Annotated in this window: 12 protein-coding genes; 3 read left to right on the forward strand and 9 right to left on the reverse strand. The window is 64.8% G+C overall.

Features of this window, described 5'->3' with window-relative positions:
* Positions 1 to 278: 278 nt before the first annotated feature.
* The 9 genes from folD to TU80_RS29295 form a co-directional block, all read right to left on the reverse strand.
* The gene (folD, locus tag TU80_RS29255; RefSeq protein ID WP_082643919.1) at positions 279 to 1,196 is read right to left on the reverse strand and encodes a bifunctional methylenetetrahydrofolate dehydrogenase/methenyltetrahydrofolate cyclohydrolase FolD; all 918 of its coding nucleotides are present in this window, start codon (positions 1,194 to 1,196) and stop codon (positions 279 to 281) included.
* Positions 1,197 to 1,259: 63 nt separating this feature from the next.
* Positions 1,260 to 2,939 carry an APC family permease gene (locus TU80_RS29260; RefSeq protein ID WP_046383910.1) on the reverse strand — a complete coding sequence of 560 codons (1,680 nt, stop codon included), beginning with the start codon at positions 2,937 to 2,939 and terminating at the stop codon, positions 1,260 to 1,262.
* A gap of 88 nt (positions 2,940 to 3,027) precedes the next feature.
* Entirely contained in the window at positions 3,028 to 5,337 is a 2,310-nt protein-coding gene (locus TU80_RS29265; RefSeq protein ID WP_057006024.1) for a trimethylamine N-oxide demethylase, read from the reverse strand.
* A gap of 13 nt (positions 5,338 to 5,350) precedes the next feature.
* The gene (locus TU80_RS29270) at positions 5,351 to 6,718 is read right to left on the reverse strand and encodes an NAD(P)-binding domain-containing protein (RefSeq protein WP_046383909.1); all 1,368 of its coding nucleotides are present in this window, start codon (positions 6,716 to 6,718) and stop codon (positions 5,351 to 5,353) included.
* Positions 6,719 to 6,739: 21 nt separating this feature from the next.
* Entirely contained in the window at positions 6,740 to 7,606 is an 867-nt protein-coding gene (purU, locus tag TU80_RS29275; RefSeq protein ID WP_046383908.1) for a formyltetrahydrofolate deformylase, read from the reverse strand.
* A gap of 30 nt (positions 7,607 to 7,636) precedes the next feature.
* Entirely contained in the window at positions 7,637 to 8,767 is a 1,131-nt protein-coding gene (locus TU80_RS29280; RefSeq protein WP_057006012.1) for an aminomethyl transferase family protein, read from the reverse strand.
* A 40-nt stretch (positions 8,768 to 8,807) separates the two neighbouring features.
* Positions 8,808 to 9,824, reverse strand: a complete 1,017-nt coding sequence (locus tag TU80_RS29285; RefSeq protein WP_057006013.1) for a heme-dependent oxidative N-demethylase family protein — start codon at positions 9,822 to 9,824, stop codon at positions 8,808 to 8,810.
* Positions 9,825 to 9,835: 11 nt separating this feature from the next.
* Positions 9,836 to 10,765: a PDR/VanB family oxidoreductase gene (locus tag TU80_RS29290; protein ID WP_046383905.1), complete on the reverse strand. Its 930-nt coding sequence runs from the start codon at positions 10,763 to 10,765 to the stop codon at positions 9,836 to 9,838.
* Positions 10,762 to 11,208, reverse strand: a complete 447-nt coding sequence (locus TU80_RS29295; protein WP_046383904.1) for a dimethylamine monooxygenase subunit DmmA family protein — start codon at positions 11,206 to 11,208, stop codon at positions 10,762 to 10,764. The genes TU80_RS29290 and TU80_RS29295 overlap by 4 nt, the downstream gene beginning before the upstream one ends.
* 182 nt (positions 11,209 to 11,390) lie before the next feature.
* Here TU80_RS29295 and TU80_RS29300 point away from each other — a divergent pair, with 182 nt between their 5' ends.
* From TU80_RS29300 to TU80_RS29310, 3 genes are read left to right on the forward strand one after another with little or no spacing between them, the layout of a single operon-like run.
* On the forward strand, positions 11,391 to 12,503 hold the full coding sequence (locus TU80_RS29300) for a sensor histidine kinase (RefSeq protein WP_232591586.1): 1,113 nt from the start codon (positions 11,391 to 11,393) through the stop codon (positions 12,501 to 12,503).
* Positions 12,472 to 13,131: a response regulator gene (locus tag TU80_RS29305; RefSeq protein WP_046383903.1), complete on the forward strand. Its 660-nt coding sequence runs from the start codon at positions 12,472 to 12,474 to the stop codon at positions 13,129 to 13,131. The genes TU80_RS29300 and TU80_RS29305 overlap by 32 nt, the downstream gene beginning before the upstream one ends.
* Positions 13,132 to 13,878: a PAS domain-containing protein gene (locus tag TU80_RS29310; RefSeq protein ID WP_057006014.1), complete on the forward strand. Its 747-nt coding sequence runs from the start codon at positions 13,132 to 13,134 to the stop codon at positions 13,876 to 13,878.
* The last annotated feature ends 714 nt before the right edge of the window (positions 13,879 to 14,592 follow it).

Below are 14,592 nucleotides of genomic sequence, written 5' to 3' on the forward strand. Positions count from 1 at the left end.
GATAACGCGGGCATCCTGGATGACCGCGTTGCCTGGGCGTTTTTCGCGAGCAAGCTCGCTCCTACAGGTGCGGCGCCAGCGCTCGGGGCAGGGCTTTGCGTTGCAACTGGCTCGCCACCAGGGTGTTCTTCAGCCTGCGTGCCCATGAGTCGGGACCTGGCCGCCTACAACCCCTGAGAACCCTGTAGGAGCGAGCTTGCTCGCGAAGGTCGTTAACGATAACGCGGGCATCCTGGATGACCGCGTTGCCTGGGCGTTTTTCGCGAGCAAGCTCGCTCCTACAGGTGCAGCGCCAGCGCTCGGGGCAGGGCTTTGCGTTGCAACTGGCTCGCCACCAGGGTGTTTTTCAGCAGGTAGGCAATCGTCATCGGCCCCACACCACCCGGCACCGGCGTAATCGCGCTGGCCACGGTGCGTGCGCTGGCGTAGTCCACATCGCCCACCAACCGCGTACCGGTCTCGGTGCTGATGCGGTTGATCCCCACATCGATCACCACCGCGCCAGGCTTGAGCCAGCTGGCATCGATCAACTGCGGCCGACCGACCGCAGCGACGACGATATCGGCCAAGCGGCACAATGCCTGAGCATCGACGCTGCGCGAATGCACCACGGTGACCGAGCAGTTGGCCTGCAACAGCAGGGTCGCCATCGGTTTGCCGACGATGTTCGAGCGGCCAATCACCACCGCGTGCAAGCCACTCAAATCGCCGCAGGTTTCATGCAGCAGGCGCATGCAGCCGCTGGGCGTGCAAGGCGTGAGCACCTCGATGCCTTGCACCAGGCCGCCGACGTTCTCACGGTGGAAACCGTCCACGTCCTTGATCGGGTCAATCGCATGGATCACGGCCGCCTCGTCGATATGCGCCGGCAACGGCAACTGCACCAGCACGCCATTGACCGAAACGTCGGCGTTCAACTGGGCCAGCAGATCGAGCACTTGCGCCTGGCTGGCGTCATCCGGCAGCCGGTATTCAAGGGAGCGAATCCCGACTTCCTTGGCCCGCAGCAGTTTGTTGCGCACATACACTTCGCTGGCCGGATCGTCGCCCACCAGCACGACAGCCAGGGCCGGGAAGATTTTTTGCGCGGCAAGCAGCAGGACCTCTTCGCGAACCTCGTCGAGAACCTGGGCAGAAATGGCCTTGCCGTCGATATCGCGGGCAAGGGAAGGGAGAGTGCTGGTCAAAAGCGTCACCGTTGTCTGGAGAAATAGGGGCGCTGAGGGATAAATCCCTCAGCAATAGGCAGCCCAGGGCATTCAGGCTACCAGTTGATGGCAGGCATACACCACCAGCACACCGGCGATCAGTGTGGCGTAGGGCAGCCAGCCGGCGCGGCGTTGGCCGTCATCGGCCTGGATATACAAGTCACTGAGCATGGCCGCGGGGAAGCGGCCTTTGTCCTGCACATAGTGGCGGTAGCAGAACACCGGCAGGATCAACAGCGCCAGCAGCAAGCCGGTGACCAGCGTGCCTGCGCCCCAGATATCCGCACCCAGGCCCATGCACGCCAGGTTGACGAAGCTCAGCACGCCGCCGGCCGCCAGCAGCACGGTGGGGGCTTTGTACGGGCGCACCCAGTCGGGGCGGTCGAGGCGGTGGATCCAGCCGGCGTTGAGGTTGAGGAAGTTGAAAATGATGTAGCTGACGTTGGACGCCGCCAGCACGAACACATAGTCCGACATCAGCAACAACAGCAGGTTGAACGACAGGTCGGTCCACATCGCCGCCGTGGGCGCGCCGTGTTCGTTGGTGCGCCCCAGGTATTTGGGCAGCCAGCCGTCCACCGACGCCTGATACAAGGTGCGCGACGAGCCGGACATCGAGGTCATGATCGCCAGCAACGTGGCGAGCACCAGCATGATCAGCACGATATTGGCGACCACCTTGCCGCCGCCGATGCTGTCGGCCATCACCTGGCCAACGCCCATGCCGCTGTAGATCGCCGGCGACAGCAGGCCGCTGTACACCGCCGGAGTCACCACCGCGCCGCTGGCGTCGAGCACCGCCGGGGTCACCAGTTGGCCCAGCCCCAGGCTGCCTTGAAACGCCAGCGGCACCAGGGTGAACACCAGGATGCACAGCAGGCCGGCGTAGAAGATCGCCTTGAAGGTGTCACGCTTGGGGTCCTTGAACTCGCGGGTGTAGCACACCGCCGTTTCGAACCCGTAGGTGGACCACGCGGCCATGAACAGCCCGCCGGCCATCAGCGACCAGCCGGACATATCCCACGGGCCGTCGATGACTTGCCCGGCTGCGTCATGGGCCAGCGGGTACAGCGGCAGGAAGTTGGCCTGGGTCGCGTCCCCGGTGAACAACGGCACCACGCCCACCAGCAACAGCGGGATCAGCGAGGTGACCCCGAGCACCAGCGTCAGGCGCGCCGAGCGCAGGATGCCGCCATGCTGCACGGCAAACACCGTGAGCAGAATCAACAGGCCAATGGCGAACGTCGCGTTGATGCGCAACGACAGACCGCTCTTGACCCAACCCAGGTCAAGCAGGGTCAGTTGCCAGGTGTTGATCAGCGCATCGGCGGGAAACAGCGCGGTGAGGATATACCCCGCCGCCAGCCCCGAGCCGATGGACAGCACCGGCGACCAGGCCAGCCAGTTGCACCACACCGACACCGGTGCGATCAACTTGCTGTAGCGCACCCAGGCCACCGCGCCGTACACGGACGCGCCGCCGGACTTGTGCGGGAACAGCCCGGCGATCTCGGCATAGGTGAAGGCCTGGATAAACCCGAACAGGATCGACACGATCCACACGATCCAGGCCGGTTTGCCCACCGTGGCGGCAATCGCGCCGATGGAGAACAGCACCAGCGCGGGCACGCCACTGGCGACCCAGAATGCACCGCGCCAATCGATCTTGCGGTGCAGGCTGCCCACTGAGCTGGCAGCCTGCGGTACAGCCTCGAACGTCGTCGCTTCCATCTTCGTATTCCCATGTCTGAGTAGCGGTTAAGAAGGGCAATCAAAGTGGGCAGTCAAAGTGGGGTGGCACACATCGGTATCGGGACGATCAGCTACGCACGCGGCTCTTGTCCGGGTCATAGAAAATCGCTGCGCTGACCGTGGCGCTGATGCGCTTCTGTAGGCCATCGACTTTGCCAATCTCAAGCAGGGTGCCGGGCTCGGCGCAGCTCACGTCGACCCGGCACAGCGCGATATTGCTGGCCAGCAACGGTGAGCGGCAGGCGCTGGTGATGACGCCGACCTGGGCGCGGCCGTGGTACACCGGGTCGCCGTGGTGGGCCGCCTCGTTGCCGCCGAGGTGCAGACCGACCAGCTTGTGGCTGGGATGGGCGCTGCGCCGCAACAGGGCGTCGCGGCCGATAAAGTCATCGGTCTTGCTCTTGAGTGGCACGCTGAAGCCGATGCCGGCCTCGAACGGGTCGGTCTGGTCGCTGAACTCGTAGCCGGCAAAAATCAGCCCGGCTTCGATGCGCAACAGGTCCAGCGCTTCCAGGCCGAGGGGCACCAGGCCCAAGGGTTGGCCGAGTTGCCAGATGCGGTCCCACACCCGTTCGGCGTCTTCGGGCTGGCACCACACCTCAAAGCCCAGTTCGCCGGTGTAGCCGGTGCGCGAAATCATCAACGGGCAGCCCTCGAAACCGTCCAGCCGGCCGACCAGGAAGCGGAACCAGCCGAGGCTGTCCACGCTCGGTTGGGTGGGCGGCGTCCAGACCATCTGCTTGAGCAGCTCGCGGCTGAGCGGCCCTTGCACCGCCAGGTTGTGAATCTGCTCGCTGGCGGACTTGACCCACACCTTCATCCCCAGTTTGTGGGCCTGCTCGCGCAGCCACACACCGGCGTAGTCTTCGCCGCAGATCCAGCGGAAGTTGTCCGGGCCCAGGCGCAGCAGGGTGCCGTCGTCGAGCATGCCGCCGTGTTCGTGGCACATCGCCGAATAGACCACTTGGCCCACCGCCAGGCGCCGCACGTCGCGGGTCAGGCAGTATTGCAACAGGGCTTCGGCGTCGGGGCCGATGATCTCGAATTTGCGCAGGGCGGTCAGGTCCATCACGGCCACGCGTTCGCGGCAGCCGAGGTATTCCTCGGTGGCGCCATAACCGTCGTAGCGCAACGGCAGCCACCAGTTGCGGTAGTCGATGAAGCTGCCGGTGAGGGCGCTGGTGCGTGAGTGGAACGCGGTCTCACGGGTCAGTATCGGGTCGGCATCGGCCGTGGTTCGAGTGCTCATGGCGATGGAAAAACGCTCCTTCTCGCGGTAGATACGGACATGGATATCGGTCGGGTTCCAGCCATTGGCCGGGTCGATGTCATCCGGGCACGAGGTACTGCCGCACACCAGCTCGGTCATGGCCCGCAGTAGTACGTAGTCGCCGGGCCGCGACCACGGCTCATCCAGGGTCATCTGCTGGTGTGCATCAATGCCGGTGTTGAAGAAGAAATTGATCGCCGGCCAGCCGTTGCGCGCTTGCACGCCGTAGGGCGCGAGTACGCGGCTGAGGTTGTCGCTGCAGTTGTCGTGCCCGAAATAGCCATGGGATTCGTAGTAGCGCGCCGCGCAGGCCAGGGCGAAGGCGTCGTGGCGCCCGACGGTGTCCTGCACCACCTCCAGCATCGGCTGCATCCGGCGGTCGAAAAACTTCGAGAACAGCCCCGGCGCCGGGTAGGCGCTGCCGTTCAGCGTGCGCGTCACGGTCTGGTCGAGGTCCAGCTCCACGCCGCGATCCAGGGCGCGGCGGTCGAGGGCGACGAAGTCCGAACACTGGCGGCCGGCGACGTCCAGCACCTGCACGTACTGGCCCTTGGCGACGCTGTAGCCGTGGGCCGTGCCCGCACGCACGGTGAACTCGTCCAGCACCTCGCCCAATGGCTCGGGCAGGGCAGGCACCAGCAGGGGCGACGGGTTGGCCCGTGTCACCAGCAGGCGCAGTTCGCTGGGCCGGTATTGCCGGTCGACGGAGGTGGGCCCGGCAGGAGCGGCGACGATCACCAGCAGGCGGTCATGGGCGACAAACTGCCGAGTGTGACCGGGCGGGCTGGCGTCGTCCCACAGCGCGGCGGCCAGGGGCAGTGCCTGCGCGTCGATGCCGCGCCGCTTGAGCGCCTGGCCGACACGCGGTGGCACGCGGCAGGCGCTCGAGCCGCTCAGCCCCCAGCTCGCCAGGGCGCTGCGGCCGCTGGCGTCGAGGGCCAGCAGTTCGCAGATTTGCCGGCCTTCGAGGTCGATCACCTGCAGGCCGTCGCCGGGCTGCAGGTCGACCAGGGTCACACCGCCGACGGCCACGCGGTAGCGTTCGAGGTTTGGCGCCCGGGCAAACAGCCCGGGTTCTCGCGGGTGGGAAACACGCGGAGCATTCATCATGGGCACCCGCTCAGCCGACTGATTTGATGGGCGTCACGGGCTCGCCCAGGTACGCCGCCATCGAGTCGTCCAGGGCCAGCAGCCACGGGGTGTGGTGCGGCGGCGACTGGGTGCCGGTCATCAGCGAGCGGTAGGACTTGTCGCGATAGCCCATGATGTTTTCGGCCTTGTCGTGCTTCCAGTGCAGAAAGGTCTCGTTGACGGCGGCGATGTCGAAATCCGGGTAGTCGGTGGCGTCCACCAGGTGCTGGATGTAGGCGCCCTGGAACTCGAACATCTGCTGATTGGTTTCCAGGGTCAGTTCCCGTGCCTGCCATTGTTGGCTGTCGGCGATCATCGCGGCCTGGCTGGGCAATGGGATACGCCCCAGGATCACATCGCGGGCATACCAGGCCTGGGCGTCGAACATGTTGAACGAGTACCACTGGTCCTGCATGCCGAGGTAGATCAGCCGCGGGTTGGGTTCCCAGAACACGCCCTTGTAGAGGTTCATCGGCCACAGGCGGTTGTCGGTCCTGAGGCTCAGCTCATCCGGCAGGAACGGGAAGTGGTGCTTGTAGCCGGTACACAGGATCACCGCGTCGATGTGCTTGCTGCTGCCATCGGCAAAGAACGCACGGTTGTTTTCCAGGCGTTGCAGCAGCGGCTTTTCTTCCCAGTTGTCCGGCCACGCATAGCCCATGGGCGTGGTGCGGTAACAGCTGGTGATGCTGCGCGCGCCATATTTGTAGCATTGCGAGCCGATGTCCTCGGCCGAATAGCTGCTGCCGATGATCAGCAGGTCCTTGTCCTTGAATTCCAGCGCCTCGCGAAAGTCATGGGCATGCAGGATGCGCCCGGCGAACTGCTCGAAGCCTTCGAAGTACGGCACCTTGGGCGTGGAGAAGTGGCCGCAGGCGTTGATCACGTAGTCGAATTCTTCACAGGTCAAGGTGTCGTGGGTGTAGTCGTGGGCGTACACGGTGAAGCGCTGGGTCTGTTCGTCGAAGGTGACCTGGCGCACCACATTGTTGAAGCGGATGTAGTCGCGCACGCCGGCCTTTTCCACCCGGCCCTTGATGTAGTCCCACAACACTTCGCGGGGCGGATAGGAGGCGATGGGCCGGCCGAAATGTTCTTCAAAGGTGTAATCGGCGAACTCCAGGCATTCCTTGGGGCCGTTGGACCACAGGTAGCGGTACATGCTGCCATGCACCGGCTCGCCGTTTTCGTCCAGGCCGGTGCGCCAGGTGTAGTTCCACATGCCGCCCCAGTCCTGCTGTTTCTCGAAGCACACCAGTTCGGGAATGGCGGCGCCCTTGTCGCGGGCCGACTGGAAGGCGCGAAGTTGTGCCAGGCCGCATGGGCCGGCGCCGATGATTGCTACACGTAGAGTCATGAGCGTGCCTCCTGAAGGGTTTCAGCGAAAGATCACTGTCTTGTCGTGGTTGATGAACACCCGGTGTTCCAGGTGGTATTTCAGGGCTTTGGAAAGGGCGACGGTTTCGGTGTCGCGGCCGATGGCGACCAGTGAATCGGGCAAGTGGGTATGGTCGACGCGCTGGATTTCCTGCTCGATGATCGGGCCCTCGTCGAGGTCGCTGGTGACGTAGTGGGCGGTGGCGCCGATCAGCTTCACCCCCCGGTCATAGGCCTGGTGATACGGCTTGGCGCCCTTGAAACCGGGCAGGAACGAGTGGTGGATGTTGATCGCCCGCCCCGACAGTTGCTGGCACAGGCCGTCGGACAGGATCTGCATGTAGCGCGCGAGCACTACCAGATCGGTCTGGGTGTCTTCGACGATACGCATCAGTTCGGCTTCCTGGCCGGCCTTGGTGTCCTTGGTGATGGGCAGGTAGATGAAGCGGATGCCCTCACGCTCGGCCATCGCCCGCAGGTCCAGGTGGTTGGAGACCACGGCGGTGATGGTCATGTCCATTTCGCCTTTGCGGTGGCGGTAGAGCAGGTCGGTGAGGCAATGGTCGAACTTGCTGACCATCAGCAGCACGCGGGTCGGCTGGCGTGAGCTGAACAACTGCCACTGCATGTCGAAGCCGCCGGCGAGCTCGCCCAGGCCTTTGCGCAGGTCGCCGATATCACCGCTGACGCCCTTGTTGAAACGGAACACCGCGCGCATGAAAAACTGCCCGGTGAACTCGTCGTCGAATTGCGCCAACTCGCTGATGTAGCACTGCTGCCGGGCCAGGCAGGCGCTGATCGCGGCGACGATCCCGGACGCCGCCGGGCAGGTGATCTTGAGAATGTAATGTTCGCTTGAGGCGTCCATCGAAGGCTCCTGAATGCGGTGAAGGAAGGCTCAGCCCTTGGCCGTGCGCTTGGTTTTTTGCGGGTCGTCGAAGGGCAGGGCGTGGGTGGTGGCGGTACCTTCGAAGCTGCCGCGCACCTGCAGCGCGATGCCGGGTGCGGCGCAGGCGACGCTCATGCGCGCGATGGCCATCGAGCGTTTGCTCAGGCGCGAATACATGCCGCAGGTGATCACGCCGACTTGCTGGTTGCCCTGCCACAAGGTGTCGCCAGCCTCGGCCGGACGCACGCCGTCGAGCAGCACGCCGGTGATCTTGAAGCGCTCCTGGCCGCGCAGGCGCAGGTGTTCCTCGGCGCCTCGGAACGCTTGTTTGCCGGGCGAAACCGTGAAGTCCAGGCCCATCTCCCACAGGGTGTCGCCGGCCTTCTGGTCGGCGAAGGGGTACATCTGCGAGTTGTCGTAGGGGAAAAACATCAGCGAGCTTTCCACTCGCAGCCAGTCCAGGGCGGTGAAGGCGCAGGGAATGATTCCCAGGCTCGCGCCCTGTTCGAGGATGCTGTCCCACAGGAACGGGGCGTCCGCGGCCTTGCAGAAAATCTCGTAGCCGCGCTCGCCGGTGTAGCCGGTGCGGGAGATCATCACCGGGCGCTCGAACAGGCGCGTTTGCAGGTGATGGAAGTACGGCAGCTGGCGGATGCCAGGCACGTGCTCGGCGAGAAAATCCACCGCCAGCGGGCCTTGCAGCGACAGGTCGTGCAGATCGTCGTCGAACAGCACCGCCACTTGCCGGCCCTGGGCCGAGCGCACCAGCATTTCATGCCCGGTGCCGGCGCCATGCACGACCATGAACGCATTGGGCCCGGTGCGGTAGACGATGCAGTCATCGACGAATTTGCCGTCCTCGTCGAGCATCGACGCATACACCGATTTGCCGGGATAGAGCTTGGCGATGTCGCGGGTGGTGGCCCACTGCAACAGGCTTTCGGCGTGCGGGCCGACGTAGTGGACTTTTTTCAGGCCCGATACATCCATCAGGCCGGCGCGGGTGCGGATCGCTTCGTGGTGGTCGGCCAGCGCGCTGCTGTAGGTCCAGGCGGTGCCCATGCCGTTCCAGTCTTCGAGGTTCGAGCCGAGCGCGCGGTGCCGCTCGGCCAATGCAGAAATACGCCAGGAGTGGGTCATGTGAGATTCCTTGCTGTGAAAAAGAGCACCGGGAAATGGTTCAGGCGAGTGGATCGAACTGGCTCAGCCACTCGACCAGGGTCTGTCGATAGCGGGTCATGCCCTTGTAGTCGGCGATGGCATCGGGCAGGTCGCGCAGCACGCGGTGCAGGCGGCAGCCCCAGCCGGGGTGGCTGACCAGTTCGTCCAGGCTGATCAGGTAGGTGCGAATGCTGAACATCACTGCGTTGCTGCGCGGCAGGCGTGCCATCACTTGCAGTTCGACCCGCAGATGCACCTGTTGCCCGACGTTCTGCGCGGTGATCCGGCCGCGGTCGGCGCCCCATTGATGGAAGGTTTCCGGCGACGAATCCAGGCGCGGGTTGATGGTCAGGGTCCAGTTCAGGCGCCGGACCGGCTGGCCGGCCTGCAGGTTGAGCAGGTACTTCAGCGCGCGCTCGAACACGCCCATCTGGTGGGCCATGGGCACCGGTGCATGCCACTGCTTGAAACTCATCCCGGCATCGAACGCCAGTGACCAGTCGGCCGGGCTGGTGACCAGGCCGGCGTCCATGTACAGGTCGCCGTCGCGCTGGTCGAGCAGGGCGAAATCCCCTTGCACCTGGCGGCCGATGTATTCCAGCGGTGCGCAGGGCAGGCTGGCGGCATCGCCGAAGATGAACGGTTGATCGATCCGCAGCAGGTGGTTGCGCCAGTGCCAGCGGTCGCCGTCACGCACCAGGCTGAACCACTGCGGGTAGTCGACGGCGAGGTTTTCCATGAGCATTTGCAGCGCATCCCAGGCCGCCGCTTGCATGTGCGGCATCACAAGGTAGCGGCGCGGGTCGTTGTCCAGGATCAGGGCACGTTCGGCCATTTCCGAGCGGTAGTGCTCGTCGATGTCGAAGGCGTGCTCGTAGACGGAACCCGGGTCGCGGGAGGTGGCCGGTTCGATGTTCACCGAGTACAAGTAGCTGTCCTCGATAAACGGGAACGGGAAGCGACGGATCGCCGCCGGGCTGTTGCGAAAGCTGAAATCGTCGCGATAGCTCAGCACAGGGCTCGATTGCAGGGGCATGGCACTCACTCCTATAGGTCCAGCGAAACGCAGGGGCCGCTGCCGCGTGAGACGCAGGGCATCAGAAATTCGGCCTGCTCGGCCGGGCTGAGGAAACTGTCGCGGTGTTCGATGGCACCGCCTTGATGGCGCGTGATGCACTGGCCGCAGACCCCGCCACGGCACAGGTTGGGCACCTGCAAGCCCGCGTGCTCCAAGGCTTCGAGCAGGCTCTGCTCGGCCTCCACGCGCAGGGTGCGGCCACTGCGCAGCAGTTGCAGGTCGAACGGCTGGCCCGGTTGCGCGCCTTTGAACGCCTCGGCATGCAGCCGATTGCGCGGCCAACCGAGGCGATCGGCGTGTTGCTCGACCGCCTCGATCAAGGGTTGCGGGCCACAGGTGTAGACGTGGCTGCCCAGCGGCCGGTTGGCGAGGATGCGGCTCAGGTCCGGGCGGCGGTCGTAGGCGTGCAGGCGCGGGCCGAGGCGCTGTTGCAATTCATCGAGGTAGGCATCGCTGAGGCCTGGCCGGAACAGGTAATGCAGTTCGAAGTCGGCCTGCTGTTGTTCCATCGTGGCGATATAGGCCATGAACGGCGTGATACCGATGCCGGCGGCGATCAGGATGTGCCGGCGTGCGGTGCCATGGGGCGCGAACAGATTGGCCGGCGGCGAAATCCGCAAGGTGTCGCCGACCTGCACCTGGCGATGCAAGTACTGCGAACCGCCGCGAGACGCGTCCTGCAGGCGCACGGCGATGCGGTAGTGGCGCGTGTGCGCCGGGTCGCTGGTCAACGAGTAGGCGTTACGCACCGTGCCCTCGGCCAGCGGCAGATGCACCTGGACGTGGCTGCCGGGCGAGAAAGCGGGCAGGGCGCCGTCGCAGGCAGTCAGGGTGAACTCGCGCACCACGGGGGTGAGCATTCTGGCCGCACTGACCTGAACCTTGAGGGCGGCGCTCATGGCTGGAACCCCGCGTAGGGCTGGTCGGGGTTGATGCACACGCCGAGGTAAGCCCCCAGGCGCCGGGAAAAGTGTGCGCGCACTTCCAGCCCGACGTTGCAGCCGATGCAGTTCAACACCGGCTCTGGGCCTGCGGTCTGGGTCAGCCCGCAATGGGCGCAATACACCTGGCGCAGGCCGGGCATCGTGCAGGTCACGCTGATCTCGTCGTCTTCCAGGCCGGCGGCGCGGGCCTCGGCGTGAATGCGCCAGACAAAGGCCTCATCGCCCAACAGGTAGAGCCGACAACCCACGGTTGCGCTGGCCAATGCCTGTTGTAAACGTCGGCTGAAGTCGGGTTGTTCGCCGCTCAGCAGCAAAGGCTTGTGCAGGTCGGCGGCAACCGCCATGCCGGCGGTTGCCGATTGCATCACCACGATGGGGCGGTTGTGGGTGTGCGTCATGCGGGCTCTCCAAGGTGCGTTTTGTTTCCTGTTGAGAGAGATACTTTCCTATGAGGAAAATCTTCTCAATCTGGAAAAAGGGCTATGCCTTTGGAGATAAGCCTTGCCGCACTGGCGTTCGGGGCATGGAAGTTGCTGGTCTTGCACTAATGCTCAGCAACCGGACGGGGAGTTATCGAAGAGTGCGAACGCGACCGAAGAGCTGGCCGCTCTGGTTGGGGCCTGTGCGCCCCGAACAGGCGCGCAGCGTGCGCAGGCTGTTGGCCGGGTTGCCCCTGCACGCTGACGGTGCCTTGTCGGGTTTTCTGGACCGTTTCGACGCACTGCTGCCCGCCGCCAGGCTCAACCTGATCCTGGGCGGCGAAGACCTGGGCCCGACGCGGCGTGGCTTGATCGAGGGCTGCCAGAACGTGGCGCGCTGCCCCTGGCGCGACGCGAGTGCGATGGACACGCCCCAGGCCTGCGGCCCTTGCCGGCAGCGCGGGGTACACCGATTGGTGTGCGCCTTGCCCGAGGGTGAAAAAGGCGCGTTACTGCTCGACACCCCCAGACGGGCCGGTGCCAGTTGGCGCCAGTTGCTGGAGGAAGCGGCGCAAGCCGTGGCGGTCAGCGTGCGTCTGCGCAGTGACAACCGTGAGCAGCAGCGCAGACAGGCAACGTCGCGCCACGGCGCGCTGGCCCGTGAGCTGCACGATTCGGTGGCGCAACAGTTGGGTTACCTGGCGTTCCAGGCCCACGGCTTGCAGTCACAGCTGGGCGCGCCTGCCCTGCAGGACCTGTGCGCAGGCCTCAGCCAGTTGCAACGCCAGGTGCGCGAGCTGATCACCAGCGCACGCCTGACCATGGACGGACGCTCGCTGCGCCAGGCCCTGGCCGACTCCGTCGCGGAGTTTTCGCGGCGTTGCATCATCGTGTTCGAGTTGGATAACCGCCTGGCCGACGATGCCCTGAGCCCGGAAACCGAATTGCAGATCCTGCAGATCGTTCGCGAGGCCCTGGCCAATGCGGTGCGCCATTCCCACGCGCGGCATGTGCGTATTGAACTGCGCCAGACCCAGGACGGCGATGCCTCGGTGTCGGTGGAGGACGATGGCATCGGCTTGAGCCCGGCTTGCGATGAGCATAACCATTTCGGCCTGGCGATTATCCGCGAGCGCGCCGCCAGCATCGGCGCGCGACTGAGCATTGAAGCGATCCGCCCGCACGGCGTGCGCGTGCATCTTGGCCTGCGCCGCCACCACGACCTGCCACACGGGAGTCTCGATGGACTGCACGACCTTATTACTGATCGATGATCACCCACTGTTTCGCAAAGGCCTGGCGCAACTGTTCGATGCCAGCGACGACTTTGAAGTGGTGGGGCAGGCGGCCAGTGGCCGGGAGGGCATCAACCTGGCCGTGAGCCTGACGCCGCAGCAGGTGTTGCTGGATCTGCACATGCCTGGCCTCAGCGGCCTGCAGGTGCTGGACGAACTGCGCCAATTGCGCCTGGACTGCCAGGTGGTGGTGCTCACCGCTTCGATGGACCGCGCCGAACTGCTCAGCGCCCTGCGCCTGGGCGCCAGCGGTTATGTGCTCAAGGAAACCGAGCCCGAGGCGTTGCTGGCGTATATGCGCAACTGCCACAAGGGCGCGATCATGCTCGACTCAACCCTGATCGCCTTGCTCGCCGACCCGGCCGAGCCCAGGCCACACGGTGAGACGCCGGGCGGTGAAAACCTCACCGAACGCGAAGGCCAGACCCTGGCGCTGATCGCCGCCGGCATGAGCAATAAACAGATCGGCAGGGAGCTGGGGATCAGCGACGGCACGGTGAAAATCTATGTGCGCAGCCTGTTGCAGAAACTCAACCTGCATTCGCGCCTGGAGCTGGCGGCCCGGGTACACAGCGGCGCCTTGCTCAAACACGAGGAGCGTCACTAGATGAGGGAAAGCTCTGACGCTTGGGTGCAGACATCGCCCGCGCACCTGATGGATTGTTTTCCCGCCGCCTTGCTGCACCTGCGCGACAACGGCCAGATCGCCCACTTCAACCTGGCCTGGGCCGAGTTGATGGGCGCGCCGGGCGCGGAACGCAACGTCGTCGACTACGTCCACCAGGAAGACCGCCCGCTGTGGCGCCAGGCCTTGCATGAGCTGCGCCGGCGTCCCGAGACCTCGTTCAACCAACGCCTGCGCTTCGTGCATCCGTGCGGCGAGCTGCGCTGGTTCGAGGTCAGCCTCAAGCGCGGCCCGCAGGGCTTCTACTTGGTAGCCGGAGATATCACCGCGCACAAGCGCCGCGAAATCGCCCTGCAGGCCAGCCAACGCAGCAGCATGAGCTTGCTCGACAGCATGCCTGGGCTGATCTATCGCGGCCGTAACAACCGCGACTGGACTATGGAATTCGTCAGTGCCGGCTGCCTGCAATTGACCGGCTACCCCGCCGAGCGGTTGGTGGACAACCATGAGTTCACCTACAACAGCCTGATCCTCGCCGAGGATGCCGACTACGTATGGCGCGAGGTGCAATATGCGTTGTCGCGCCAGGAACCGTTCGAACTCAATTACCAGATTCGTTGCGCCGACCAGTCGATCAAACACGTATGGGAGAAGGGCGTGGGGATCTATGCCGATACCTGCGAGGTGCTGGGCATCGAGGGCGCGATTTTCGAGCGCAGAGTTCTGTAGGAGCCGGCTTGCCGGCGATGGTCGTCAACGATGACGCGAGAAGCCTGGATGCCCGCGGTGGCTGTGGTTTTTTCGCTGGCAAGCCAGCTCCTACAGTGGGGGCATAACCCTGTAGGAGCCGGCTTGCCGGCGATGGTCGTCAACGATGACGCGGGAAGCCTGGATGCCCGCGGTGGCTGTGGGTTTTTCGCTGGCAAGCCAGCTCCTACAGTGGGGGCATAACCCTGTAGGAGCCGGCTTGCCGGCGAGGGTCGTCAACGATGACGGGGGAAGCCTGGATGCCCGCGGTGGCTGTGGGTTTTTCGCTGGCAAGCCAGCTCCTACCATGGGGCATAACCCTGTAGGAGCCGGCTCGCCGGCGAGGGTCGTCAACGATGACGCGGGAAGCCTGGATGCCCGCGGTGGCTGTGGTTTTTTCGCTGGCAAGCCAGCTCCTACAGTGGGGGCATAACCCTGTAGGAGCCGGCTTGCCGGCGATGGTCGTTAACGATGGCGCGGGAAGCCTGGATGCCCGCGGTGGCTGTGGGTTTTTCGCTGGCAAGCCAGCTCCTACCATGGGGGCATAACCCTGTAGGAGCCGGCTCGCCGGCGAGGGTCGTCAACGATGACGCGGGAAGCCTGGATGCCCGCGGTGGCTGTGGGTTTTTCGCTGGCAAGCCAGCTCCTACCGTGGGGGCATAACCCTGTAGGAGCCGGCTTGCCGGCGAGGGTCGT

The sequence above is a fragment of the Pseudomonas veronii genome (assembly GCF_001439695.1).
Lineage (GTDB): Bacteria > Pseudomonadota > Gammaproteobacteria > Pseudomonadales > Pseudomonadaceae > Aquipseudomonas > Aquipseudomonas veronii.